Here is a 23,044-nt window from a genome sequence, read left to right as displayed (position 1 = left end):
AGTGTCCTGTGGATTCCATTGACCTGGGGATGAGCGAACGAAGCGGCGTGGAGATCGACTACTGCCCGCAATGCAGGGGAGTGTGGCTGGACCGCGGTGAGCTGGACAAGATTATTGACCGCGTAGCAGCTGAGACCGGCCCGGCCGTCAGCCGGCAGGCGCCACCACAACCGCCGATCGCCCCGCCGCCCCTCTACAACCCGTTTGAATCCCGTCCGCAGGAACCGCGGTACGACGACAGGGACCGCCGCGACCGGCACGATCATGACCGCGACCATCATGACCGTGACCGTCGGGACTACGACCGGCGGGATGGTGGCCGCGACCAGTACGGCCGCAAACGGAAGAAGAAGGAAGGCTTTCTGGGCGACCTCTTTGACTTCTAGCTAGTCGTCCAGAAGCTCGATGAATTCACGGGCCTGCTTGATGTTGATGTCCGAATGGCGGGTCAGGGCCAAGGCCGCGCCTTCCACGTCACCGCTCTTGGCCAACGTGCGGATCCGTCCGTAGATTTCGTCATTGAGCATATTGCTGCTCACTTCGCGGGTGACGTCACCCTTGCTGACGATTGCCCTGTAGCGGTAGGGAAAACGCTCCGGTTCATCGTCGTCATCCGCGAGCAGGTCTTTGGCCGGGGCTTCCGGCGTGAATGGTTGTGGGTGTGCCGCCAAAGCGCCCACGGCGTTGCGCGAGGCCCGCAGCCCCTCACCCGTGGCCTGCAGATACAGCTTGATCGCCGCCATGCCCTGGCCCTGGGCTATGAGCGAGTACAGCTGGCGGTGCTGTTCCTGGTTGAGCTTGGCCGCAGACTCCTTGGCCAGATCCACGGGGTCCATGGGCGCATTTGCTGCGTCGTTGCCCGCCTTTGTTTCAGCAGAGCGCTTGGTGAAGGAATGAATGAGCAGGAGCACTCCCGCCACCACCGCAATGAGGATCAGGAGCGGAATGAGGATGGAATCCATGGCGTTGTCAGAGCCGATCTACGTAGTTCTTGGCGGTAAGCAAATCTGAGTGGGTGGCTTGGCGAAGAACTTTGATGGCTTCAATCTTTTTGCCGCTTCGGACCAGGTTCTGCAGCTCGAAGGCGAGCTGGGGGTTGAGCTGGCCGTTGGGAAGCACAGCGGGTTGGTGGCCCTGCTGGCCGGCGGCCTGCGAACGGGCGGCCTGCGCCTGGACTGCCGTGCGGTTCTGCTCGGTCTGCTGGCTGTGTTGGGCTTCGTTTTGGCTCGGCTTGGTGGTGGCCTCGATGCGGGCTCGAAGGGCCAGCGCCTCTTGGACCTGGGAAGCCTGGTGCGCGGCGGAGCGGGCTGCCAGTTCCCGCTGGTATCTCTCAGCATCCGACACCCCGGTGTCCCGTGGTTTGAAGGCCGCAGTCAAGGCCCACAACAGGCCCAGGAGGACAAGAAGCGGAAGGGCAATCGTCAACACGTCACCAAAGTTCATCCCCATGCTTAGAGCTTATGCCAGAACTGCGTTATCCACAGCACATTCCACGGTGGGCATAGGCTTCTGAGAGGATAGTGTCAAATTCAGCCACGAAAAGTAAGATGCATCACATTTGGGGCATGTTTATGGTGCTTTTAGCCACTCCGGGCCTCCTTGGAACCCTTGGGGCTGTGGATGATTTTCCGCTGAATCTTTCTTTAGTCCACAGCTTGTGAGAAGCGTTTCCGCAGGTCAGAGTGTTGATTCCGTCAAAAGAATTTCTCTATCCACAGAGTAGTGCACAGTCTGTGCACAACGTGGAGGTGGTATTCCACAGCTTATCCACAGGGGTCTTCGGGCACCTGCTGTAACGTGTCTGAAGTGTCCATTTTGGGCACGGATATCCCCGAGTCGTGTTTCCTTGGTCGCAAAAAGCCGCTTACGGTGACGATCTCAGGGAAGCGGCTGTGGATAACTTGTGGATACCGCTATTTTGTCGGAGCTGCCTGACATTCTCGGAGCAACCCCGGCGGACGGTTTAGCCACACACTGCGCTTTACAGGCCGCCAGGGAGTTCAGCCCTGCAGCGGTACACAAATGGAGGACGGCTTTGTCAGTTACGCACTTGGACTCAATCGAGGGCACTCGCGCTTCGGACTCGAGCCGGAAGCCTCCCCAGGACATTCCTGCCGAACAGTCAGTACTGGGCGGCATGATGCTGTCCAAGGATGCGATCGCCGACGTCGTCGAAATCGTCCGCGGACATGACTTCTACCGGCCGGCGCACGAGACCATCTATGAATCCATCATTGACCTCTACGGCCGTGGTGAACCTGCTGATGCCGTGACGGTATCGGACGAGCTGACCAAGCGCGGCGAGATCAACCGGATCGGCGGCCCCGCCTACCTTCACGAGCTCATCCAGACTGTTCCCACCGCCGCAAACGCCGGGTACTACGCGGAGATCGTGGCCGAACGAGCGGTCCTCCGCCGCTTGGTCAATGCCGGCACCAAGATTGTGCAGATGGGCTACGGCCAGGACGGCGAGGTGGAGGACCTCGTCAACCAAGCACAGGCCGAGGTCTACGCGGTGGCTGAAAAACGCACCGCCGAGGACTACGTGGCGTTGAAGGACGTCATGGAGTCCACTGTGGACGAGATCGAAGCTTCGGGCCACCGCGGCGAAGGGATGACCGGTGTTCCCACAGGATTCTACGAGCTCGATGAACTGACGCACGGCCTCCACCCGGGCCAGATGATCGTTATCGCAGCCCGCCCGGCTGTTGGTAAGTCCACTTTCGCCTTGGACTTCGCCCGCTCGGCTGCCATCAAGAACAACCTGGCCACGGTCATGTTCTCCTTGGAAATGGGCCGGAACGAGATCGCCATGCGTCTGCTCTCCGCAGAAGCCACCATTGGCCTCCAGGATCTCCGCAAGGGAACCATCAAGGACGAGCAATGGTCCAAGATTGCCACCACCATGGGCCGCATGAACGATGCTCCCCTGTTCATTGATGACAGCCCCAACATGTCCCTCATGGAGATCCGGGCGAAATGCCGCCGCCTGAAGCAGCAGCATGACCTCAAGCTCGTGATCCTTGACTACCTCCAGCTCATGAGCTCGGGCAAGAAAGTTGAGTCCCGACAGCAGGAAGTCTCCGAGTTCTCGCGTGCACTCAAGCTGCTCGCCAAGGAGCTCCAGGTTCCCGTCATCGCGCTGTCACAGCTGAACCGTGGTTCCGAGCAGCGACAAGACAAGCGCCCGATGGTTTCCGACCTCCGTGAATCAGGCTCGATCGAGCAGGACGCCGACATGGTCATCCTGCTTCACCGTGAAGACGTTTACGACAAGGAATCGCCGCGTGCGGGTGAAGCGGACATCCTGATCGCCAAGCACCGTAACGGCCCCACCAAGGACATCGTGGTCGCCTTCCAAGGCCACTACTCGCGCTTTGCCAACATGGCCGGCGACACCGGCGGTGGCGGCGGGTTCTAATCTTCTTGTGGCCCTCCCCGGACAACGTGACCGGGCCAGTAGTGTTGACTCGGTCCGCGTCCGCGGGTTTATCAATGACTTATTGGGGAATCATATGAAGAAGAACTTGCTGCTCGGACTTGGGGCATCAGCAATCGTTGCGATGACTCTTACGGCATGCGGCGGCACTACGCCGGCATCGCAGGACTCGACGGCGGCTGCGGCCAGCGAAACTGCCTCCAGCACACCGTCCCCGGCAAAGCAGTACACCGACGAAGAACTCGTCGCTTTGGTCGGGCAAATCAAGGCCTCTGATGGCAGCAGTCCCGCCGTACTTTCCGGTGAGGAGCTCTTGGGCCAGTACGCCTCACTGCTGGACGGCTTCGGCAAGGCCACCATTGAACCGGAAAGCTGCAAGGACCTGCGCACTCTTGGAGTTCCGCACGATATCTCCGGTTCGAGCATCGCGGGGACGGCCCGGGCCAAGGTGGGCGACTTCATCAGCAACGTATCGCTGACGTCCGGAGTCGACTCTGCCGTGCTGCAGGAGAGCGTGGAGTCAAGCAAGTCCCTGGCAGAAACGTGCCGGAAAATGACGTTCTCCGCGGAGGGAGAGGCAATAACAACCTCCACCGAAAAGATCGAAGGTGTTGGCGGCGTGCCCGGCACGGTGGCGCTGAAGACGCTCATGGTGATGCCTGACGGGAAAACGGGAGCGATCTACACGGCGCACGCCGTCAAGGACGGTGTCCTGATCTCGGCCACGGCCTCAGGTACCGAAGCTGCGGCCGGTGGGCCGGAAGCAGCAGGCGCGCTCATGGACCAGGCCGCCGCGCTCATCAAATAGTTCCGTGAAGGCCGTGCGGGCGGGTTCGTCCGCACGTACGGCCTTCATCGGCTTAAAGCTGCCCTGAGCAGGGTCAGTATTCGCCCTTGATGACGAAGTAGGACCCGCGGATGGTGCCGGCCAATTTGGATTTCTGGCGGGCAAACTTGAACTTTGATTCCAGTTCTTCAGGGACTTCCATGCCGTCGGAGAGCTTGAACCCGACGGCCCTTTTTCCCTCGCCAACGCTGTACATGACGTTGATGGACAGCCCGGACTCGTAGAAAACGTAGGCCATCTGAAGGTCCTCCACCTGGAAAGACGTGGCTTCCAGTGGCCGCGACTTGATCACGATGTCGCGTTCTTCCTTGAGGATCCGGCTCACCCTGTCCACCACGTCGGGGAGCTCGTCGGCGGGGCTGACCGTGAATTCATGGTCGTACTTGTTCTTGTAGTAGCGGGCTTCGTTGGCCCGTAGTCCTGCGGCGGCTTCCGCTACGGGGGAGGATTCGAGTCCCACAGTGGAAACGTTCTTGAAGTCAACGATGTAGGGCATCAGCTCTCCTGCTCGGGCCTGTTTGGACCAATGCTACTGGTGAGGCGGGCAGGAATGACTGTGCAGCCGTTGTGGAGGCTTAGCAGCCCTCGAAGTCGCTCAGCACCTTCACCTTCGCGGCTGAGCCGGAGGATGGATCGAACGCGTAGCCGATCCACTCCTTGGCCAGGCGACGGGCAAGCTCCACGCCCACGACGCGCTGACCCATGGTGAGGACCTGGCAGTCGTTGGACAGGACTGAGCGTTCGACGGAGAACGAATCGTGTGCTGCCGTGGCCCGGATGCCGGGTACTTTGTTGGCCGCGATGGCCACGCCGATTCCCGTGCCGCAGAACAGGATGGCCCGGTCGGCCTTGCCGTCGCGGATCATCTCTCCGGCAGCGATTCCAACGTATGGGTAGGGGCGGGTAAAGTCTTCATCCGCGTGGTTGACTCCGATGTCGATCACTTCAGTAATCCGGGAGTCGGCCTTGAGGTCGGCCATGATCCGGTCTTTGTAATCAACGCCGGCTTCGTCGGCGCCCACGATAATGCGCATGGAATTCTCCTAGTTGGTAACGGCAGCTACGGGAACTGCGGTGAAATGGGGTCCGACGGCGGTGAACACCATGGCGAGCGACGTCGCCCCGGGATCCGGCGTACCGAGGCTCTTCTCGGCCAGTGGCCTGGCTCGGCCTTTGAGGGGGCGGAGGTCAGCGGTGGACGCGGCAGCGGCCGAAGCGTCAGTCGCAGCAACTGCCCAAGCCTCTTCGACAGGGATGCCGGAAGCGATGCGTTCCTCCAGCGACGCAGCGAACGGAAGCAGGGCATCCAACATTGTTTTGTCGCCCATCTCGGCCTTCCCAAGGCCCGCGATGCGGTCCGCGAAGGCGCGAACAGACTCGGCGAGGACGTCCGGCGTCGGGGTCTCTGCATCACCCAACCGCTCGCCGAAGGCGCGGAGCCCGGCACCCCAAAGAACGCCCGAGGTACCTCCGGCCTTGTCTGCCCAGGCGTCGCCCGCAGCGATCAGGACCGAACCGGCTCCCGCACCCCGCTCGAACGCGGTTGCTGCCGCCTCGTTGGCAGCTGCGGATCCGCGCACCATGCCGCGGCCGTGGTCGCCGTCGCCTGCTATCGCGTCCATGTCCCCCAGCATCGATTCGGAAGCCCGCAGCAGCGATGCGATAGTGTCCAGGGCCGAGAGGCACTGTGCTGCGTACGCGCGGGACTCAGCTGTGGAGGAGTAGTCGGCAGCTTCGGTCGCGGAATCCTCGTGGGCGACCTCGGAAACACCGGCGTCGAAGCCAACAGAGCCACGGCGGTAGGCCGGAGTCAGGGCCGGTGCGGTCCAGTACTGCTCCAGCTCATCGTCCAACCAGGTCAGCGTCAGCGACGCACCGGCCATATCCAGCGAGGTCACCAGTTCACCCACCTCCGGCATCACCAGCGTGTAACCGGCTTCGCGCAGCAGGGGAGCGACGGTGCGCCAGAGGACGAAAAGCTCCTCATGCTTGGTGGAACCCAGGCCATTGAGGATCACGGCGAGTCGCCGGGAAGCGCCCGCCGGAGTTTCGGCCAGGACCCGGCGCACCAGTTCGCGGCCAAGTTCGACGGCGGACGGCAGCTCGGTATCGAACAGTCCCGGCTCGCCGTGGATACCCAGCCCAAGGCCCATCTGTCCCTCGGGAAGGCGGAACAACGGTTGGTCGGCTCCCGGGAAGGTGCAACCGCCAAACGCGGTGCCAATGGTTCGCGTCAACCCATTCGCCTTGCTTCCCAGACGAACCACCGAGTCGAGGTCAAGTCCTGCTTCGGCAGCAGCACCCATGACCTTGAAGACCACGAAATCCCCGGCAATGCCGCGCCGCTTCCCGATCTCCCCGGGTGAGGCGCTGGCAATGTCATCGGTGACCAGAATGTTCTCTGCCCGGATACCCTCGGCGTTCAGGCGTTCGCTGGCCATGCCGAAGTTCATGACATCGCCGGCGTAGTTGCCATAGGTGAAGACGACTCCGGCCCCGGAGTTGGCGGCCTTGGCCACGGAGTAGGCCTGCTGAGATGACGGGGAGGTGAAGATGTTTCCCACCACTGCACCGTCAGCAAAGCCCGGCCCGATGATGCCGGCGAAGGCCGGGTAGTGTCCTGAACCGCCGCCGGTGATGACAGCGACCTTCGGCGAGGCCGGGCGGTTGCGACGGACGGCGCCGCCATCCACCTGCCGGACGAGGTCCGAGTGGGCGTCACAGAAACCGGCAAGGGCTTCATCGGCGAAGTCGGCGGGGTCGTTGAAGATTTTGGTCATGGTGGGTCCTGGGTTTCCTTCGAGCAGCCCGAATCAGTGGATGTGGCTGCCGCCGTTGATGTCGATGGTGGTGCCGGTGAGGTACGCGGAGTCCTCGGAGGAGAGGAACGTGATCACAGCGGCGACTTCCTCCGTGGTGGCGTTGCGGCCCAAGGGGATCCCTGCGTTGATGGCGGCTTCCTGCTCTTCGGTGCTGCCGACCCGGATGTTGGTGTCCACAGCGCCGGGGGTGATGGCATTGACGGTCACTCCGGTGTCGCCGATTTCGCGGGCGAGTGCCTTGGTGAAGCCGAGGATGGCGGCCTTGGCTGCGGAGTAGGGAACCTTGCCAAAGACGCCGCCGCCGCGCTGTGCGGAGACCGAGGACATGTTGACGATGCGGCCCCAACCGTTGGCGATCATGTCCGGCAGGAACGCCTTGGTGACCAGGTAGGTGCCGGTGGCGTTGACGTCCATGACCTTGTGCCACAGCTCAAGCGTGGTTTCCAGGAACGGGACGGGTGAGGTGATGCCGGCGATGTTCGCCAGGGCTCCGACGGGCGGGAGGTTTCCGGCGGTGACTTCTGCAGCGACGGCGGCCTGCGCTGCGGTGACTGAAGCTTCATTGGCAACGTCGATTTCGTAGCCGAAGGCGGGAACGTTGAATTCGTTGGCGATCTCGGCGGCAACCTTGGCGGACTTCTCGCCGTCGAGGTCCAGGATCACAATGCCCCAGCCCTGGCTGGCATAACGGCGGGCAGTGGTGAGGCCGATGCCGCGGTCGGAAGTAGCTCCGGTGAGGACGGCGGTGCGCTGGATGGTGGTCATGGTGCTCCTTGAATATGAGGTAACGCGGTTTAGATGAGGTCTGAGATGTAGCTGGCCGCTTTGGCTGCAGCCGCGGGGCGTTCATCGTGGGTGACGTCCCGGGTTTCGAGTTCCAGGGAGAAGTGGCCGGTGTAGCCAACGTCCCGTAAGGCGGAAAGGCCGGCAGCGAAGTCTGCTTGTCCGTTGCCGATGCTGAGGTTGATGTTCCCGGGCTCGTTTGCGGTCGCTGGAACCGCGTCACGTAGGTGGACGTGCTTTATCCGTGCGGAGAAGCGGTCCACGAAATCCGCGGGGTCGCCTCCGGACGCGACGATGTGGCTGAAGTCCATGACGATCCCGACGTCGGAACCGGCAAGGCGGTCGGCGAGCAGCTGCGCGCGTTCGGTGTTCCAGCACAGCCGGTAGTAGTGCAGGGATTCGGTCCACAGCTCGACGCCGAACTCCTTGGCACGGGCAGAGGCGTGAATAAGTTGAGCTGCGACAGTGTCGATGTCTTCTTCCAGGCCCCGCAAAGGATCGTGGTCGATCGCACCGCACGGCAGGACAAGGGCTTTCGCGCCTGTCTTGGCCGCCAGGGTGAGCAGCATCCCGAGGTGTCGTTCGCGCGCTTCCCGGGCGCCGGCGTCGAGCGTTGCGTTCAGGTCGCCGACGTCGCCGTTGACCGAGCGGACGCGCAGTCCCGAGCTGTTGACGACGGCGGCAACCGCCTCCACTGCCTCGGCGTCCAGTACGTAAGGCACATGGTCACAGACGCCGGGGAGCGCGCCGAGGTCGATTTCCTCGAAGCCGAGGCCACGCATGGTGTGCAGGGCCGTGGCCAGGTCCTGGTGGCGGAAGCTGATCGATGAACAGCCAAGTCGTTGATGAAACATCGTCGTTTGATCCTCGTGTCGAGCCCCTCGACGGAGAGGGGCCTTAGTGATGGAGACCACGTTAGCTAGGTTGACTGTCAACAGTCAACCTCCTAAGTTGACTGTTGACATTGCTGGTGGTGTCGGTCACAGTTGACGTATTATGTTGACTGTCGACAGTGGGGTTGCCGAAGACGCACCGCACTCTTGAAAGGGAAAGACACACATGAGCAATGAAGCTCTGACCATGCGTGGTCCGGTTCATGGAACCAAGGAAGCAAAGCGCGTCGCCGTCGGTTCCGGCGTTGGCGCAGTCATCGAAACCTACGACTTCATCGGTTTCGGCACAGCCGCAGCACTGTACTTCGGTACGGCGTTCTTCCCGGGCGCTGACCCGGTAACCGGCACCCTGGCCTCCTTCGCGACCCTCGGCGTCGGCTTCGCTGCCCGTCCACTGGGTGGCATCATCGGCGGCCATCTCGGCGACAAGCTCGGCCGCAAGCCGGTGCTGGTGGCCTCCCTCATCCTTATGGGTCTGGCGACGTTCGCGATCGGCCTCCTGCCCACCTACCAGCAGGTTGGCCTGCTGGCTCCGGCTCTCCTGGTCCTCGTCCGCGTCATCCAAGGCCTGGCCTTCGGCGCTGAATGGGGCGGCGCCATCCTGATGAGCTACGAGCACGCACCCTGGCGGAAGAAGGGCCAGTTCACGGGAATCGTGCAGGCCGGCTTCCCCGTCGGCCTGCTCCTCGCCAACCTGGTGTTCCTGAGCAGCGTGGGCCTGGGATCCGAGTGGGCATGGCGTGTACCGTTCCTGGCCAGCATCGTGCTGGTTGCCGTCGGTCTCATCATCCGTTCAAAGGTTCCCGAGTCCCCGGTCTTCGAAGACGTCAAGAAGTCGGGCGACATCGTGAAGTCCCCCATTGTCGAGGTCATCAAGACCGATTGGCGCAACATCGTGCGGGGCATCGGCCTCCGCATCGCTGAGACAGCCGGCTACGCCGTGTCGGTGACCTACATGATTTCCTACCTGCACACCAACAAGCTGGCTGACAAGACCGAAACCCTGGTGGCGCTCTGTGTCGCCGCAGGAATCGGAATTTTCGCCACATACTTCTGGGGCAAACTGACAGACAAGGTTGGCCGCCGCCCCGTCTACGTGTGGTCCACGGCCTTCGCAGTGGTGTTCGGTATCCCCATGTTCATGCTGGTCAACACTGGCCTGTTCTTCCTGATCATCGCCACTATCGTGGTGGCCTACGCGGTTTGCCAGAACTCCCTCGCCGGCGCCCAGGGTGCATGGTTCCCCGAGTTGTTCCAGGCCAAGACCCGCTCCTCCGGGGCGTCGCTGTCCTACCAGATCTCGGCCATGGTCTCCGGGTTCACCCCCTTTATCACCACCCTGCTGTTCGTCAGCATGGGATGGATGGGGCCGGCGCTTCTCTTCAGCGTCTATGGAGCCATCGGTCTCTGGGCAGCCCTGATCACCAAGGAAACCTGGGGCAAGCGTGAGCGTCAGCTCGCCGAAGAAGCCGCCAGCAAAACTCCCCAGACGGTAAACGCCTAAGCAACCATCGACGTCGGGCACGTTCTCTCCATTGGTACGCGCCCGACTCCGGAAGGAATCCAGTGACTATCTCATCCGTCGAAACGGCCGCCGTTTCCGCCCCCACGCCGGAGCGCATAGAGCGCATCCGCGCCGCCGCATTCCGTATCCGACACCACGCACTCAACATGGGCGAGGTCCAAGGCCAGGGCTATGTGGGCCAGGCGCTCGGTGCGGCAGACATGTTTGCCGCTGTCTACGCAGACCAGCTCAACTACCGCGCCGAGGACCCCCATTGGGCAGACCGGGACCGGTTCCTGCTTTCCACCGGGCACTACGCAATCGGCCACTACGCCGCCCTGGCCGAGGCCGGAATCGTCCCGGTGTCCGAACTTGAAACCTACGGCTCGGACGATTCCCGGCTACCTATGTCCGGCATGTCCACCTACACGCCGGGCATGGAAATCTCCGGCGGTTCGCTCGGACACGGACTCACGATCGCGGTCGGCATGGCGCTGGGCCTGCGGGCGCAGAACTCGACCAACCGTGTCATCAACTTCCTCTCCGACGGCGAACTCGACGAAGGTTCCACCTGGGAGGCCGCCATGGGCGCCCACCACCACCAACTTGGCAACCTCATCGCCATGGTGGACATCAATGCGCTCCAGGCCGACGGTGCCACCAACACGGTGCTCCGCACCGAACCGGTCACCGAAAAGTGGGAATCGTTCGGCTGGTACACCCAACGGGTGGACGGGAACGACGTCGGCGCGCTGCTGGCCGCGTTCGACAACATCGCCACCCGCAGGGCGGCTGCGGGATCCTCTGCATCCGGACAGCCGTCGGTGATTCTCTGCGACACCAAAGTTGGCCGCGGCGTTCCACTGCTGGAGACCCGCGAGAAGGCGCACTTCATGCGCATTGAAGAAAACGAATGGCAGATCTGCCGCGATCAATTGACTGCAGGATACGAAGGGGCGGCTTCAGCATGAGCACCACCACAACAGCAAAGCCGAAGCTCAAGACCTCGGCGATGATCGCGTCCTTCGCTGATCCCGGCCAGAAGACCACGTCAGCTCCGCTCGGGCACGCGCTGGTTAAGGCCGCTGAGGCGGACTCCCGGATTGTCGGGCTCACCGCTGACCTGGGCAAGTACACGGACATGCACATTTTCGCCAAGGCGTTTCCTGAGCGCTTCTTCCAGATGGGCATGGCTGAGCAGCTCCTCTTCGGCGCAGCCGCGGGCATGGCCGAAACGGGACTGGTCCCGTTCGCATCCACCTACTCGGTGTTCGCTGCCCGGCGTGCCTATGACTTCCTGTGCCTGGACATCGCGGAACCAAACCTGAACGTAAACATTGTGGGCGGCCTCCCCGGCCTGACCACCGGCTACGGACCCAGCCACCAGGCCACCGAGGACATGGCGATCTTCCGCGGCATGCCCAACCTGACCATCGTGGACCCCTGCGACTCCGTTGACATCGAACAGGCCGTTCCGCAGCTCGCTGCCTCGGACGGGCCCACCTACCTGCGGCTCCTGCGCGGCAATGTGCCCACCGTCCTGGACGAGTACGACTATAAGTTTGAGCTTGGTAAAGCCAAGGTTTTGCGGGGCGGGAACGATGTCGTCTTCGTGTCTTCCGGTCTGATGACCATGCGTGCCCTGCAGGCCGCGGATGCATTGGCGAAGCACAATGTGGACGTGGCTGTCGTGCACACCCCCACCATCAAGCCCTTCGACTCCGCCACTGTGCTGGCTGAGCTGAACACGGACCGGCTGGCCGTCACCCTGGAGAACCACACGGTTGTTGGCGGTTTGTTCGAAACCGTTGCCTCCGCCGTCGTCACCGCCGGGCTCGGCAAGCGCGTGGTTCCCATCGCCTTGCCCGACCAATTCCTCGACGCCGGTGCGCTGCCCACACTGCACGAACGTTACGGTCTGTCCGTGGACCGGATCGTGGCCAAGGTCCTGTCCGAACTCGGCTGAGTTTCCCGGGAGTGCGGGACGGATATGACTGCCCGTCCCGCACTTCTGCCCGTAGTATCGACAGTTAACACCTGACTGTCAGCAGTTGCCCATAGAACCGAGGACACACCATGGCCGCCACAGCCTCCCTGCTGGGACTGGAGAAGAAGAGCCTCCGCGAACAGGCGCTCGCAGCCCTGCGGACCGCGATCACCAGTGGCGAGCTTGAGCCCGGACGGCACCTTGTGGAAACCGAACTGTCCGAAATGCTGCAGATCAGCCGCGGTACCCTCCGCGAAGCGCTGCGGCAACTGGAACAGGAAGGTCTCATCTCCGCCGGACCACGCGGCCGGATGTCCGTCAGGCACCTGGACGTCAAGGAAATCCGTGACATCTTCGCGGTCCGAGGTGTGCTGGAATCCTTGGCCGCCCGGACGCTCAGCGACATGCCCGATAAGGAGGGTGCGCTCGCAGAGTTACGTGCCGCCGTCGACAATATGGAGAAGGCCGCGAAATCCTCATTGGAGGAACGGATCGAATCCGACCTCGAGTTCCACCGCACCCTCTGCCGCTTGTCCGGAAACGAGACACTGCTGCACTCCTGGGAATCCCTGGAAGGCTCCATCCGGATGTCCATCATGTTCGCCGGGCTGGAACGCGCAACCCGAAACATGAGCGTCGGCCGGCACCACGACATTGTTGCCGCCATTGAGACCGGAAATGCCGCCAAGGCACGGGAAACGATCATTGAACACATGAATGGTGCGGCGGAGAATCTGGTGGGTTAGGCAAATAACCGGGCCGTGTTGGCTATCGGGCAGGTTGCCGGGCTCCAGCCGGGCATAGCATTGTGAACCATGGCACTGCGACTGGTTCAAGTGAATTTCAAGGCCGGGGACGACTCAGCCCTCGGGCAGTTTTGGGCGGATGCTCTCGGCTGGGGTGTTTCCAGCGAAGGACCGGGGGTCACCAACGTGGAACCCCTTGATTTTACGTGGCCGGACCCTGCGGCTGTATGCGTGGACGTGGTCAGTGTTCCGGACCCCGAGTCAGTGAAGTACCGTGTCCATCTGGACCTTGCCACCACGTCCGCTGATCATCAGAGGGAACTCGTCCAGCGGCTCAAGGAGCTTGGTGCTTCGCCTGCGGATATTGGCCAGGGAGAGGTGCCGTGGGTGGTGATGGCTGATCCTGAGGGCAACTTGTTCTGCGTACTCGAACCTCGTCCGATCTATCAGGACACCGGCCCCATAGCCACCGTGGTGGTCAACTGCGAAGATCCCCGGGCCATGGCCGACTTCTGGGGCCGGGCAACGGACTGGACCGTGCATGAGGTGACTGATGAGCATGCGAGGTTGCGCTCCTCCAAGGGGGTTGGTCCCTACCTTGAGCTTCTTCGTACCCCCGAACCGGACGCCCTGCCCAACCGTATCCATCTGGATCTCAAGCCATATCCCGGCGACGATCAAGCCGCTGAGGTTGCCAGGCTCCACAGCCTGGGTGCCCGCGATGCCGACCTCGGCCAAGGCGATGTGTCCTGGAAGTGCCTGACCGACCCCGAGGGAAACGACTTCTGCGTATTGAGTCCAGGGTGATCATCCCTGAGCGCGGCTAGTTCCGCGCGGCCTTCAGCAGGTGGTCCGGCAGCCGGTTTCCCGGGGCGCGGCCACGGATTTCGAGAAGTTCGCGCGCGTGCGCATGCAGTTTCTTGTCCTCCTCGGATACAGGGACCCATTGGGGAATCGGCACGGCCGTCCCCGTTTCGTCACGGGCCACCATCACCGTCAGGCAGTACGTGGTGAGGTTCATTTCCCGGGTCTTGGGATCGCCCGAGCGGACGTGGACCGCGATGTGCATGCCCTTGGCGCCGGTGTAGACCAGCCGGGCTTCGACTTCCACCACATGGCCGATCAGAAGCGGCCGGTAAAAACGGACACCACCGGAGAAAACGGCCACAGTGTCCTTGCCGCAGTAACGGGACGCGCAAACGTACGCAGCCTCATCGATCCACTTCATCACGATGCCACCGTGGACTTTGCCGCCCCAGTTCACATCGGTGGGGGACGCCATGAACCGCAGCGTGACGCGCTCGGCGGTTCCGGCGTCGGTGTATTCCTGGGCGTTCATCGCATTGACGATCTGCTCACGGACTTCGATGCGGGCCAGCGCGTGGTCCCGCTGCTCGATCTCGGCAGGCGTTGAGGGTTGGAACTGGGGAACGGGAATCGGCTTGCCGTCCGGACCCACAGCTACGAAAATCACCATGCATTGGCTGTGCATTGTCTCCGGCCCGCCCTTGGGATCCCGGGAACTGACCACGGTGTGGATGTGCATGGAGGACCGGCCGGTGTAAACGATCGTTGAGGTCACTTCAACCATATCGCCGCTGTTCACGGGGTCGGTGAAGTGGATGTTGCCCACATAGGCGGTGACGCAATAGGACTTGGCCCATCCCACCGCCGCTGCGTAAGCCGCTTTGTCCACCCATTCAAGGACGGTCCCGGCATCAACGGATCCGCTGTGCCCAACGTCCGTGGGGGCTGCCAGGAAGCGGAGGGTCACAGAGTTGCCGGCGTCTTCGCTCATGCTCGAAGTTTACTGGTGCCATGTTTCTGTTACGTGACTAAGACTGCGCCCGCTGGATGCCCAGGGTGGCAATGAGGTCCTCATGGATTTCGAACCAGACGCGGTGGAAAGAGTCGCGGTCTGTACCCGTCAGCCAGGAGGCGTCCTCGGTTGAGAACTTGAGGGCCCGCAGGAGCCGGTCCGAATAGCCGCCGAACCGCGGAAGGCTTCGCATGAGCTGCGCTTCCAGGGGGCGCCACGCCGCCAAGGCTCCAATCAGCACATCCGTGGCTTCCTGATTGGAGGAAATCCCCAGCTGAAGAGTGCCGCAGGCGTTGACGACTCCATCATTGAACTCCGAAAAGTCCTCGTGCACCGCCAGGACCCGGGATCGTGCACCTGCCAGATCCAGCTCCTCGGCGAGCAGCCGTTCGTTCTCCGCCCTGCCGGCCCCGGAGAGCAACCAACCGCTGGTACCTGCGAAGGTGCTGCGCGAAACAAAGCCGTTCACACCGGCGTCGATGAGGGCGGACTCCACCACGCTTGGGTCCTGGGCAAAGCGCGCCGCTACGGCTTCTGTGTCAGCGAATCCCAACAGGCGCACGGCGTGCAAGATGAAGAGGCTCATTGCATGCCCGCCAAGGTGACCGTCCCGGTCGAACCATCAACAGTCACAACGCTGCCGTCAGGCACAAGCTCCAACGCAGCGCGCACACCCAGAACGGCCGGAATGCCGTATTCCCTCGCGACGATCGCGGCATGGGACAGCATTCCTCCTGTTTCGGTGACCACTGCCGAAGCCATCCCGAACAGAGGCGTCCATGCGGGATCAGTGGTGCGGCAAACCAGTACGTCTCCGGTCCGGAAACGGGCAAAATCATCGGGCCCCTGGATCAGGCTGGCCATCCCCCTGGCACTGCCGGCGCTCGCTGCGGTTCCGTTCAGGACTACCGCCCTTGTCACTTGGCGGCACCTGTTCCTGGGCGGTCGGACAGCCGGTCCAGCCGCTGCTGCGCGGCCTGCGCGGAACGGAGCCCAAGGCTCTCCGCGATCTGCGCCCAGGTCAGCCCTTCCGCCCGGGCCAGAAACAGAAGTGCAGTTTCGACGGCGTCCATCTCACCTCGGGCGGCGGGTATCAGTGCGAGGGCCGCGCGGAGATCGGAGGAATCCGGCGCTGGATCACCCTCCTGGCTCCGGAAACGCCACAGCACGTGTTGGATGAGGTCCATGGCGGTCGGTGGCTGTTTTTCGTGGAGCCAGGGACGCTGGGGCAGTGCGGCGGCGCCCCGGTCCAGGAGCAGCCGGGTCGCGTCCGTCTGCAACTGCGCGTCTTTCCCGTCTTGGGGTGTGGTGGAGGCGTTCATGCGAGCGAGTATCCCCCATCAACATTATGTTGTCAATATTTTGTTGATGTCTGGGGTTGATTTGCTCTCTAAATGAGAATCAATATCATTTAACTCATGTCACATCACTCACACCCCACCCTTCCTGCCGTGCGCGGCCGGAAACGCCACTTGCCCACGGGCGCGGTCGCCGTCGTCGGGCTTTCCGCCCTTCTTCTTACTGGCTGCGCGACTCCCGGCGGCTCCGCTGGCAGCACGGCCGACGCGTCGCCGTCGTCGTCCGCAAGGCCCAGCCCCAAAGAGGCCGGCGCCCCGACCCCTCGCCTGGTCTACACGTACGACGGCGGCATGGGAGTTCTGGACGCCGCCTCCCTGGAGAAGGTGGGGAGTGCGGACCTGGGTGGCTTCAACCGGCTGAATCCCGCAGGCGACGGCAGGCATGTTTTCGTGTCCACCGGTGACGCCTTCCGCCTTTTCGACGCCGGCGCCTGGACCGAGCCGCACGGCGACCACAGCCATCACTACGTCAGCGATCCCAAGCTGACGGATCTGGCGTTCGAGGCGAGTAAAGCCGGTCACGTGGTGCTGCACGCCGGCAAAACCGTGCTGTTCAGCGACGGGTCGGGCAAGGTGGAGAGCTTCAAGAGCTCTGCGCTGGGGGCGGCTGTGGAGGACGGCAAATTGCCTGACGCCGACGTTTACACAACGCCTGAAGCGCACCATGGAGTCGCCGTCGAACTCGAGGACGGCAAGCTGCTGGTGACCCTCGGCAATGAGGAAAGCAGGTCCGGGATCGCGATACTCTCCGCCGGCAAGGGGCAGGACCGTAAGGAAATCGTCCGCAACGAGGACTGCCCGGGTGTGCATGGTGAGGCAGTGGCTGCCGGAGAAGCAGTAGTGGTCGGATGCGAAAACGGCATGTTGATCTACAAGGACGGGGCCATCACCAAGGTGGCGAGCCCTGATGCTTACGGCCGCTTGGGCAATCAGGCGGGATCGGAAAAATCCCCGGTGATCCTGGGCGACTACAAGGTGGACAAGGCCGCCAAGCCGGAACGTCCTACCCGGATTTCGCTGGTCAACACCGAAACCGCAGCCATGCAGCTCGTGGACATCGGCACCAGCTACTCGTTCCGCTCACTGGGCCGCGGCCCGGCGGGTGAAGCCCTGGTTCTGGGAACTGATGGCGGCCTGCGCGTGATCGACCCACTCTCCGGTGCCGTCACCTCAACCATCCCTGTGGTTGCCGCATGGGAGGAGTCGGCCACCTGGCAGGACCCGCGGCCCACCCTTTTTGTCCAGGGCTCGACGGCGTACGTCACCGAACCTGCGACGCAGTCACTTCACGCTGTGGACCTGAAGGCGGGCAAGGTGGCGAAGTCGGTGAAGCTTGATCAGACCCCGAACGAGCTCACCGGCGTCACGGGCTAGTCCAATCCTTGGGTCCCGCGTCGTGGAAATCGGACGCTCGCTCACGTCCCACGCCTTAAACGCCGTCGCTCGCTCACTTCCCATGCCTTAAGCGCCGACGCTCGCGCACGTCCCACGCCTTAAACGCCGACGCTCGCGCACGTCCCACGCCTTAAACGCCGACGCTCGCTGACTTCCCCTGCCTTAAGCGCCAACGCTCGCTCACGTCCCATGCCTTAAGCGCCGACGCTCGCTCACTTTCCTCGAGAAAGTGAGCGAGCGTCCGCGTGAAACTGTTGTTATGTGAGGGGGCGTCCGGGGGAGTGTCGCTTAGGCCAGGGCGCGGAGCTTCGAGCCGGAGCGGCCGAAGAGTGCGGCGTCGGCCGAGATCCTGCCGGCGCCCGCCAGTGCGAGGGCCAGCGCGGCACCTGCGAAGAGCAGTACGAGTTCATACCCTCCGTTGGCCACAAAGATGCCGGCCGGAGCGTGCACCAGGAAGAGGGCCCCCAGCATGTCGATGGCCAGGAGTGCTGCGAAGACGCGGGTCAGGAGGCCGAGGATCAGTGCGATGCCGCCGACGAGCTCCAATGTTGCCACGATGGGGGCCACGACGGATGCGCCCGGCACGCCCATCTGGGTGAAGGAAGCCTGGGTTCCGGCGATGGTGAATTCGTTGAACTTCTGCCAACCGTGCGCGGCGAAGAGAAATCCTGCAATGACGCGCAGGATGGTCAGGGCTGTGGTGGTCAAGCTGGACTTGTTCATGCTTCAACCCTTGCAGCCAATTTATTGAAGTGTCAACTAAATGTGGCGCACTATCACCGAATTCCCAGCTAATTACGAGGCTTCGCCTGAAGCCAGGGCTGCAGGAGCCGGGTGGTGATCGGCAGGAAGATGTACGTCATCAGGGGCGTCAGGATCACGATGTTCAGCAAAACGGCAAACACCAGCGGCCAATACTGCGTCAACGGGTGCAGGAGGAAATTTGCCAGCAGGCTGAGCGGGAAGAACGGGAGGAAGATGCTGATGGCCTGCTTCCAGCGCGGTGGCACCACAGTTTCGGGCACGACTACCGAGACATCGCCAGGCCGCGAGAACCAACCCTCAATCCCCGTATGACGTTCCACGCGTGTGGTCTCCATCATGTCCCTGGCACTGTCGATCCACCAGCGCCTCTCCTCGGAGTCCTCCCACGCCTGCAGCGATTCGGCGTCGGCGAAACGATAGAGCATGTGCCACTCGGTGGAATCCACTCCGTTGCGCACCCATCCAGATCCCAGGTAACCCGGCCACTCGCGGGCAAGTTCCTGCCCGGCATGTGCCCACGCGTTGGCTTGGCGGGTGTAGCCCGGAAGAATGGTGCGGGCTACGGAAACGGTGACGGGATGCTCATATGACACGGCCCAAATGTACCCGTCCCCCAGCAGACTAGGCTTGTTTAGTGCCTCAAACCACAATCGCCCCCGCCCGCTCCACCGCGCGCGAAATCCTGCGCCTGGCCGTCCCCGCGTTCGGTGCGCTGATTGCCGAGCCACTGTTCCTCCTGGCCGACTCTGCGATCGTGGGGCATTTAGGGGTCGACCAGCTGGCCGGCGTCGGACTGGCGTCAACCATCCTGCACACTGCGGTGGGACTCATGGTCTTCCTGGCGTATTCGACGACGCCGGCGGTCGCCCGCGCGATCGGCGACGGAAAGTTGGGGAAGGCTCTGGCCGCAGGGCGCGACGGCGTTTGGCTGGCCCTGCTGCTGGGGCTGGTGCTCGCTGTGGTGGGCTTCGTAGCAGCCGAGCCCTTGGTCGGTTTCATGGGTGCGTCGGGCGATGTGCAGGGATTCGCCGTGGACTACCTCCGGTGGTCCATGCCCGGGCTGGCGGCAATGCTCCTGATTTTCGCCGGCACAGGTGTCCTTCGTGGTTTACAGGACACCCGGACGCCGCTGGTGGTGGCGACGGCCGGATTCGCGGTCAACATAGCCCTCAATGTGTTCCTGGTCTACGGGTTGAACATGTCCGTGACGGGTTCGGCGATCGGTACCAGCATTGCGCAGTGGGCCATGGCCGCCGTCTACCTGGTGATGGTGGGCCGTAATGCGCGGCAGCATGGTGTGTCCCTGCGGCCCGACTGGCACGGCATCCGGGCCATGACCAAGGTGGGCTCGTGGCTTATGCTCCGCACGTTGAGTCTTCGCTTGGCCATCCTCGCCACGGTCCTGGTGGTGACGGCCCAGGGTGCCGTCAATCTGGCAGCGCATCAGTTGGCCATGACAATTTTCTCCTTCCTTGCCTTTGCCTTGGATGCGCTGGCGATTGCGGCGCAGGCCCTGATCGGCAAGGAACTCGGAGCCCGGAACGCAGCCAGGGCCCGTGAACTGACCCGCACGATGATCCGCTGGGGTACGGGCTTTGGCGTGATCACCGGCATACTGCTGGCCGTGGCGGCTCCGTGGGTGGGATACATCTTCACGTCCGATTCCGGCGTTCGATCGGCACTGACGGTTGCGCTCTGGGTGCTCGCGCTCGGTCAGCCGCTGGCCGGGTACGTCTTCGTCTTGGACGGCGTCCTCATCGGCGCCGGCGACGCGCGCTATCTGGCGATTGCCGGCGTCGTAAATCTTGCGGTCTATTTGCCGCTGCTGGTGGCGGTCCACCAGCTGAGGCCCGGCGGCGAGGCGGGTCTTCTGTGGCTGTGGGCGGCGTTTGCGCTGGGTTACATGTTGGCCCGTGCGGTGACGTTGGGGCTGCGCGCGCGGACCGATCGGTGGATGGTGTTGGGTTCGCACTAAACTGGACGGGTGACTCTTCCATCGACTCCTGCCCAGACTCCTGCTGCCCCGCCGGCCGGACTGTGGAAACCCATCCTGATCCGCGCAACGGTCGCGGTGTTGTTTGGTTTGGTGACCATCTTCTGGAGTTCGCCGTCAGTGGAGGTCCTGGCGTGGGCCGTGGGCCTGTATCTGCTTGGAACGGCAGCGGCCGTGTGGATGTCCCGCGTTTTGCCAGTAGCTGTAGCAGTGGTGGTAGCCGCGGGCGGCCTCGCCGCATTGGTGACGCAGTCGGATCAAGGCGTGGCTCTTTCCGCCATGCTGGCTCTGCTGGTTCTTGGACTTCTTGAGTTCATGCAGGGCCTGAAAAAGCGCGATTCCGTAGCCCGCGACTGGCTCATCTCGGGCATTATTTCGGTGGGTACGGGCATTCTGCTGCCATTCTTTACTTCGCTGGGGGCGCACGCGCTGCTGGGGGTTGCAGGTGGGGGCGCCATTCTCTCGGGCGTCTTGTGGATGCTTTCCGGTCTGTCGCTGCGCCATGATGCCCGCACCGGTACGAGGACGCAGGCCTCTGCGCCCGGCGCCTCGCCGGAGGCCGTAAACTAGTAGTTGGACGTTCTACTCGTTGTAGAACTTTTGCAGACCGGCGGGCATGTACCGCCATCATTGGAGGAATGACCGTGGCAGACCAGACACCAGGAGAACCGCGCAAGATGCGGACTTCGGTCAAGGGACCCCTCATGTTCTCCGCCTTCTTCGCCGTGCTGGCCTTCGTGGCCGTGCTGATCTTCGCTTCCGGCGGCAGCGCGCGTGTTCCGCGGTTCGACCTCGCGTTCACCGGCGCAGGCATCGCGTTCATTGTGAGCCTCGTTGTGGCCGCCATGCTGTCCATGAGCTACAAGGAGAACGCCGACCACCTCGGCAAGGGTTCCGGGGTCAACCTCAGTTCCAAGCGTCCGCATGGCGGGTCGCCGGCTGCGGACTCCTCCGGCGGGACTGAAACGCCCGACGCCGGCCACTAACCTTCCAGCGCTTCCCCACTGTTGTTGGGGGAGCGCTTTTTGGTGGGTTTGGCTGGGCTGGCGTTAGTGGGCCAGCGAAGCGGCAGTGATGCGTTCACCAGAAGAAATGCGAGAACGCACCAGCCGCCCATGAGCAGGCCGCCGTCCGGTGCCGAAGCAATGTAGTCGATCCCGTTGGGCCTTAAGGTCTCAGGCGTGGGTTTCAGGTACCCGGAAGCAATAAGGGCCAGGCCAGCGGCAGCCATGAGTACGTAGATTCGACCGTTGCCCGCCCACCAGCGGTTGATCGGGGGAATGAGGCGCAGGGGCATACCCACCATGACTGCGAGGGAGATGGTTGCTGCCGGCACGAGAATGCCGCCCAGTACAAGGCCGATTATCACTCCGATGCCGTCGTAGTCCACCATGGTTGCCACCTGCAACATGATCCACGATGGGGCCAGGAAGGCGAAGGCCAGGGCGAGTTGGCCGAACCTGGTCATTCCTGGGCTTCCGTAGCGTTCACGTGGCAAATCGCGCAGTGTGGGGACTGGGCGATCCGCGGAGGGGTGGGTCACTTGGCCATCCTTCCAATGCGTGGTCGTTTTCGGAACCGGAGCGGGAACGATGCACTAACGACGAGGAAGTTGATGATGAGGCAGCCGCCCATGAGCATTCCGCCATGGCTCGTGACGACGTCGAAGTGGTAACCATCGATGTCGCCTATGTGGCGCTCGGGCGTGTTGAACCCGGAAATGATGAGAGTCACGCCGGCGACCGCCAGAAGAATGTACATGGGGGCATTCCCCAGCCACCAGCGGCTTAGCCGCCGGTTGAGACGCAAAGGCAGTCCGACGGCCACTGCAACGCCCATCAGGAAGGGTGGCCCTATCAGCAGGAAGAGGAGAGTTCCCAGGAACTCATACCCCGGACTTGCTGCCATCACGCATACGAACCACATTGTCGCCATGAAGGGGTATGCGATGGCCAATTGGGCAATCGGGGCCATGTCCGGTTTATCGGGGGGCCGGACCCAGGCGGTATTCGGAATCGGCGTCCGTCCAGCCGGAAAGTCGTAAGCGCCTGTATTCGGCTGTTCCCCCATGCCGCAATTATGTCTGGGTTATTCGCTTTCGGCGGCCTTCCGTGCGCGGTATGCCGCCACGTGGGCCCGGTTGGCGCAGTTGCCTGTGTCGCAGTAAAGCTTGGAGCGGTTGCGGCTGAGGTCCAGCACCACGGCATCACAATCCTCTGCGGCGCAAATGCGCATCCGGTCCATTTCCCTGCTGCGGATCACGTCGACGATGGCCATCGCGGCCTCGGTGCCCATCCTGTCAGCCAGGGGCGCTTCCGGTGTGGTGGCGTGCAGGTGCCAGTCCCAGTGGTCATGCTTGACCAGCTGTGGGAGGGCTTTTGCGTCCGCGAGCAGCTTGTTGACGGTCTTGGCTGCCGTGTCTTCGTCGGAGGTCCAGAGTGCTGCGAGTTCGCTGCGCAGGCGCTTGATGCTGGTCAATTCATCGGCCGAATTGGCGCGCGAGCCCGTGAACTCCTCGGCGTTCAGGAACGAGTTGAGTTCCTCCACGGTGGCCAGCAGTTCTTCACCGTTGGCGGCAGTGTTGATCAGGTTGACGACGCTGCGTAAGGCAACTTCGGTGTCAGGCGCAAATAGCACTTTGACTCCTTACATATTTCGGGAGTACTGTCATGACCATAAGCCCACTTTACTCC

At 62.8% G+C, this 23,044-nt stretch carries 28 protein-coding genes; 12 read left to right on the top strand and 16 right to left on the bottom strand.

Annotated elements, in window-relative coordinates:
* Positions 1–8 precede the first annotated feature (8 nt).
* Positions 9–386, top strand: coding sequence for a zf-TFIIB domain-containing protein (locus HMI60_RS19850; RefSeq protein WP_255520221.1), 378 nt, complete (start codon positions 9–11; stop codon positions 384–386).
* Here HMI60_RS19850 and HMI60_RS19845 read toward each other — a convergent pair whose 3' ends face one another.
* Together HMI60_RS19845 and HMI60_RS19840 are read right to left on the bottom strand one after the other, a co-directional pair.
* Positions 387–962: a hypothetical protein gene (locus HMI60_RS19845; protein ID WP_039243491.1), complete on the bottom strand. Its 576-nt coding sequence runs from the start codon at positions 960–962 to the stop codon at positions 387–389. It lies immediately after the preceding gene.
* A gap of 7 nt (positions 963–969) precedes the next feature.
* Positions 970–1,443, bottom strand: a complete 474-nt coding sequence (locus HMI60_RS19840; RefSeq protein WP_039243490.1) for a hypothetical protein — start codon at positions 1,441–1,443, stop codon at positions 970–972.
* A 592-nt stretch (positions 1,444–2,035) separates the two neighbouring features.
* Here HMI60_RS19840 and dnaB point away from each other — a divergent pair.
* Both dnaB and HMI60_RS19830 read left to right on the top strand, forming a co-directional pair.
* Complete coding sequence (gene dnaB / locus HMI60_RS19835; RefSeq protein WP_018779423.1) at positions 2,036–3,421, top strand: replicative DNA helicase; 1,386 nt, start codon at positions 2,036–2,038, stop codon at positions 3,419–3,421.
* Between the two features lie 94 nt (positions 3,422–3,515).
* A complete protein-coding gene (locus HMI60_RS19830) occupies positions 3,516–4,247 on the top strand; it encodes a hypothetical protein (protein ID WP_018779422.1) in 732 nt (243 codons plus the stop codon).
* Between the two features lie 73 nt (positions 4,248–4,320).
* On the opposite strand, the gene HMI60_RS19825 is transcribed toward HMI60_RS19830, so the two are convergent.
* From HMI60_RS19825 to HMI60_RS19805, 5 genes are all read right to left on the bottom strand, one after another.
* Positions 4,321–4,782, bottom strand: a complete 462-nt coding sequence (locus tag HMI60_RS19825) for a hypothetical protein (protein WP_018779421.1) — start codon at positions 4,780–4,782, stop codon at positions 4,321–4,323.
* Positions 4,783–4,861: 79 nt separating this feature from the next.
* Positions 4,862–5,320 (bottom strand): ribose-5-phosphate isomerase, encoded by a 459-nt coding sequence (locus HMI60_RS19820; RefSeq protein WP_018779420.1) that lies wholly within the window; start codon positions 5,318–5,320, stop codon positions 4,862–4,864.
* 9 nt (positions 5,321–5,329) lie between these two features.
* Positions 5,330–7,066 carry a dihydroxyacetone kinase family protein gene (locus HMI60_RS19815; RefSeq protein WP_193590276.1) on the bottom strand — a complete coding sequence of 579 codons (1,737 nt, stop codon included), beginning with the start codon at positions 7,064–7,066 and terminating at the stop codon, positions 5,330–5,332.
* Positions 7,067–7,099: 33 nt separating this feature from the next.
* The gene (locus HMI60_RS19810) at positions 7,100–7,873 is read right to left on the bottom strand and encodes an SDR family NAD(P)-dependent oxidoreductase (RefSeq protein WP_055974092.1); all 774 of its coding nucleotides are present in this window, start codon (positions 7,871–7,873) and stop codon (positions 7,100–7,102) included.
* 29 nt (positions 7,874–7,902) lie between these two features.
* Positions 7,903–8,745, bottom strand: coding sequence for a sugar phosphate isomerase/epimerase (locus HMI60_RS19805; RefSeq protein ID WP_193590275.1), 843 nt, complete (start codon positions 8,743–8,745; stop codon positions 7,903–7,905).
* Between the two features lie 205 nt (positions 8,746–8,950).
* On the opposite strand from HMI60_RS19805, the gene HMI60_RS19800 reads away from it, so the two are divergent.
* The 5 genes from HMI60_RS19800 to HMI60_RS19780 all read left to right on the top strand — a co-directional run bounded on the left by HMI60_RS19800 (position 8,951) and on the right by HMI60_RS19780 (position 13,828).
* The gene (locus HMI60_RS19800; RefSeq protein ID WP_018779416.1) at positions 8,951–10,288 is read left to right on the top strand and encodes an MFS transporter; all 1,338 of its coding nucleotides are present in this window, start codon (positions 8,951–8,953) and stop codon (positions 10,286–10,288) included.
* Positions 10,289–10,350: 62 nt separating this feature from the next.
* Positions 10,351–11,259: a transketolase gene (locus tag HMI60_RS19795; RefSeq protein WP_039243483.1), complete on the top strand. Its 909-nt coding sequence runs from the start codon at positions 10,351–10,353 to the stop codon at positions 11,257–11,259.
* Positions 11,256–12,254 (top strand): transketolase family protein, encoded by a 999-nt coding sequence (locus tag HMI60_RS19790; RefSeq protein WP_193590274.1) that lies wholly within the window; start codon positions 11,256–11,258, stop codon positions 12,252–12,254. The genes HMI60_RS19795 and HMI60_RS19790 overlap by 4 nt, the downstream gene beginning before the upstream one ends.
* A gap of 110 nt (positions 12,255–12,364) precedes the next feature.
* Entirely contained in the window at positions 12,365–13,021 is a 657-nt protein-coding gene (locus HMI60_RS19785; RefSeq protein WP_018779413.1) for a GntR family transcriptional regulator, read from the top strand.
* A gap of 69 nt (positions 13,022–13,090) precedes the next feature.
* The gene (locus tag HMI60_RS19780) at positions 13,091–13,828 is read left to right on the top strand and encodes a VOC family protein (RefSeq protein ID WP_018779412.1); all 738 of its coding nucleotides are present in this window, start codon (positions 13,091–13,093) and stop codon (positions 13,826–13,828) included.
* Positions 13,829–13,844: 16 nt separating this feature from the next.
* Here HMI60_RS19780 and HMI60_RS19775 read toward each other — a convergent pair whose 3' ends face one another.
* From HMI60_RS19775 to HMI60_RS19760, 4 genes are read right to left on the bottom strand one after another with little or no spacing between them, the layout of a single operon-like run.
* The gene (locus HMI60_RS19775) at positions 13,845–14,819 is read right to left on the bottom strand and encodes an acyl-CoA thioesterase (protein WP_018779411.1); all 975 of its coding nucleotides are present in this window, start codon (positions 14,817–14,819) and stop codon (positions 13,845–13,847) included.
* Between the two features lie 37 nt (positions 14,820–14,856).
* A complete protein-coding gene (locus tag HMI60_RS19770) occupies positions 14,857–15,426 on the bottom strand; it encodes a hypothetical protein (protein WP_193590273.1) in 570 nt (189 codons plus the stop codon).
* A complete protein-coding gene (locus HMI60_RS19765; protein ID WP_193590272.1) occupies positions 15,423–15,761 on the bottom strand; it encodes a PEP-utilizing enzyme in 339 nt (112 codons plus the stop codon). Before HMI60_RS19765 ends, HMI60_RS19770 begins: the two co-directional genes overlap by 4 nt.
* Positions 15,758–16,162, bottom strand: a complete 405-nt coding sequence (locus HMI60_RS19760; protein WP_193590271.1) for a hypothetical protein — start codon at positions 16,160–16,162, stop codon at positions 15,758–15,760. The genes HMI60_RS19765 and HMI60_RS19760 overlap by 4 nt, the downstream gene beginning before the upstream one ends.
* 96 nt (positions 16,163–16,258) lie before the next feature.
* Between HMI60_RS19760 and aztD the strand changes: the two genes are divergently transcribed.
* Positions 16,259–17,572, top strand: coding sequence for a zinc metallochaperone AztD (aztD, locus tag HMI60_RS19755; protein WP_218670595.1), 1,314 nt, complete (start codon positions 16,259–16,261; stop codon positions 17,570–17,572).
* A gap of 309 nt (positions 17,573–17,881) precedes the next feature.
* Here the strand turns inward: aztD and HMI60_RS19750 are convergent, their stop codons facing one another.
* Positions 17,882–18,316, bottom strand: a complete 435-nt coding sequence (locus tag HMI60_RS19750) for a DoxX family protein (protein ID WP_018779406.1) — start codon at positions 18,314–18,316, stop codon at positions 17,882–17,884.
* A gap of 68 nt (positions 18,317–18,384) precedes the next feature.
* On the bottom strand, positions 18,385–18,951 hold the full coding sequence (locus HMI60_RS19745) for an antibiotic biosynthesis monooxygenase (protein ID WP_193590270.1): 567 nt from the start codon (positions 18,949–18,951) through the stop codon (positions 18,385–18,387).
* A gap of 41 nt (positions 18,952–18,992) precedes the next feature.
* Here HMI60_RS19745 and HMI60_RS19740 point away from each other — a divergent pair, with 41 nt between their 5' ends.
* The 3 genes from HMI60_RS19740 (at position 18,993) to HMI60_RS19730 (ending at position 21,337) form a co-directional block, all read left to right on the top strand.
* Positions 18,993–20,333 carry an MATE family efflux transporter gene (locus HMI60_RS19740; protein WP_193590269.1) on the top strand — a complete coding sequence of 447 codons (1,341 nt, stop codon included), beginning with the start codon at positions 18,993–18,995 and terminating at the stop codon, positions 20,331–20,333.
* A 9-nt stretch (positions 20,334–20,342) separates the two neighbouring features.
* Complete coding sequence (locus HMI60_RS19735) at positions 20,343–20,921, top strand: DUF308 domain-containing protein (RefSeq protein WP_193590268.1); 579 nt, start codon at positions 20,343–20,345, stop codon at positions 20,919–20,921.
* Positions 20,922–20,989: 68 nt separating this feature from the next.
* The gene (locus tag HMI60_RS19730) at positions 20,990–21,337 is read left to right on the top strand and encodes a hypothetical protein (RefSeq protein WP_018779402.1); all 348 of its coding nucleotides are present in this window, start codon (positions 20,990–20,992) and stop codon (positions 21,335–21,337) included.
* Here HMI60_RS19730 and HMI60_RS19725 read toward each other — a convergent pair.
* The 3 genes from HMI60_RS19725 to HMI60_RS19715 all read right to left on the bottom strand — a co-directional run bounded on the left by HMI60_RS19725 (position 21,334) and on the right by HMI60_RS19715 (position 22,988).
* Entirely contained in the window at positions 21,334–21,819 is a 486-nt protein-coding gene (locus tag HMI60_RS19725) for a hypothetical protein (protein ID WP_018779401.1), read from the bottom strand. The genes HMI60_RS19730 and HMI60_RS19725 overlap by 4 nt on opposite strands.
* A 71-nt stretch (positions 21,820–21,890) precedes the next feature.
* Positions 21,891–22,325, bottom strand: a complete 435-nt coding sequence (locus tag HMI60_RS19720) for a hypothetical protein (RefSeq protein ID WP_018779400.1) — start codon at positions 22,323–22,325, stop codon at positions 21,891–21,893.
* 114 nt (positions 22,326–22,439) lie between these two features.
* Positions 22,440–22,988, bottom strand: a complete 549-nt coding sequence (locus tag HMI60_RS19715) for a CGNR zinc finger domain-containing protein (RefSeq protein WP_018779399.1) — start codon at positions 22,986–22,988, stop codon at positions 22,440–22,442.
* Positions 22,989–23,044: the final 56 nt, after the last annotated feature.

This window comes from Paenarthrobacter sp. YJN-D, from assembly GCF_015040335.1.
Lineage (GTDB): Bacteria > Actinomycetota > Actinomycetes > Actinomycetales > Micrococcaceae > Arthrobacter > Arthrobacter nicotinovorans.
This window is presented reverse-complemented; position numbering and strand designations above follow the sequence as displayed.

Bases quoted from the DNA above. Each gene is read 5' to 3' on its own strand.
- HMI60_RS19750 (WP_018779406.1), bottom strand. From the start codon at position 18,316: ATGAACAAGTCCAGCTTGACCACCACAGCCCTGACCATCCTGCGCGTC.
- HMI60_RS19760 (WP_193590271.1), bottom strand. From the start codon at position 16,162: ATGAACGCCTCCACCACACCCCAAGACGGGAAAGACGCGCAGTTGCAG.
- HMI60_RS19725 (WP_018779401.1), bottom strand. From the start codon at position 21,819: ATGACCAGGTTCGGCCAACTCGCCCTGGCCTTCGCCTTCCTGGCCCCA.
- HMI60_RS19775 (WP_018779411.1), bottom strand. From the start codon at position 14,819: ATGAGCGAAGACGCCGGCAACTCTGTGACCCTCCGCTTCCTGGCAGCC.
- HMI60_RS19830 (WP_018779422.1), top strand. From the start codon at position 3,516: ATGAAGAAGAACTTGCTGCTCGGACTTGGGGCATCAGCAATCGTTGCG.
- HMI60_RS19785 (WP_018779413.1), top strand. From the start codon at position 12,365: ATGGCCGCCACAGCCTCCCTGCTGGGACTGGAGAAGAAGAGCCTCCGC.
- HMI60_RS19825 (WP_018779421.1), bottom strand. From the start codon at position 4,782: ATGCCCTACATCGTTGACTTCAAGAACGTTTCCACTGTGGGACTCGAA.
- HMI60_RS19720 (WP_018779400.1), bottom strand. From the start codon at position 22,325: ATGGCCCCGATTGCCCAATTGGCCATCGCATACCCCTTCATGGCGACA.
- HMI60_RS19820 (WP_018779420.1), bottom strand. From the start codon at position 5,320: ATGCGCATTATCGTGGGCGCCGACGAAGCCGGCGTTGATTACAAAGAC.
- HMI60_RS19845 (WP_039243491.1), bottom strand. From the start codon at position 962: ATGGATTCCATCCTCATTCCGCTCCTGATCCTCATTGCGGTGGTGGCG.
- aztD (WP_218670595.1), top strand. From the start codon at position 16,259: ATGTCACATCACTCACACCCCACCCTTCCTGCCGTGCGCGGCCGGAAA.
- HMI60_RS19770 (WP_193590273.1), bottom strand. From the start codon at position 15,426: ATGAGCCTCTTCATCTTGCACGCCGTGCGCCTGTTGGGATTCGCTGAC.
- HMI60_RS19815 (WP_193590276.1), bottom strand. From the start codon at position 7,066: ATGACCAAAATCTTCAACGACCCCGCCGACTTCGCCGATGAAGCCCTT.
- HMI60_RS19840 (WP_039243490.1), bottom strand. From the start codon at position 1,443: ATGAACTTTGGTGACGTGTTGACGATTGCCCTTCCGCTTCTTGTCCTC.
- HMI60_RS19790 (WP_193590274.1), top strand. From the start codon at position 11,256: ATGAGCACCACCACAACAGCAAAGCCGAAGCTCAAGACCTCGGCGATG.
- HMI60_RS19810 (WP_055974092.1), bottom strand. From the start codon at position 7,873: ATGACCACCATCCAGCGCACCGCCGTCCTCACCGGAGCTACTTCCGAC.
- HMI60_RS19805 (WP_193590275.1), bottom strand. From the start codon at position 8,745: ATGTTTCATCAACGACTTGGCTGTTCATCGATCAGCTTCCGCCACCAG.
- HMI60_RS19730 (WP_018779402.1), top strand. From the start codon at position 20,990: ATGACCGTGGCAGACCAGACACCAGGAGAACCGCGCAAGATGCGGACT.
- HMI60_RS19780 (WP_018779412.1), top strand. From the start codon at position 13,091: ATGGCACTGCGACTGGTTCAAGTGAATTTCAAGGCCGGGGACGACTCA.
- HMI60_RS19800 (WP_018779416.1), top strand. From the start codon at position 8,951: ATGAGCAATGAAGCTCTGACCATGCGTGGTCCGGTTCATGGAACCAAG.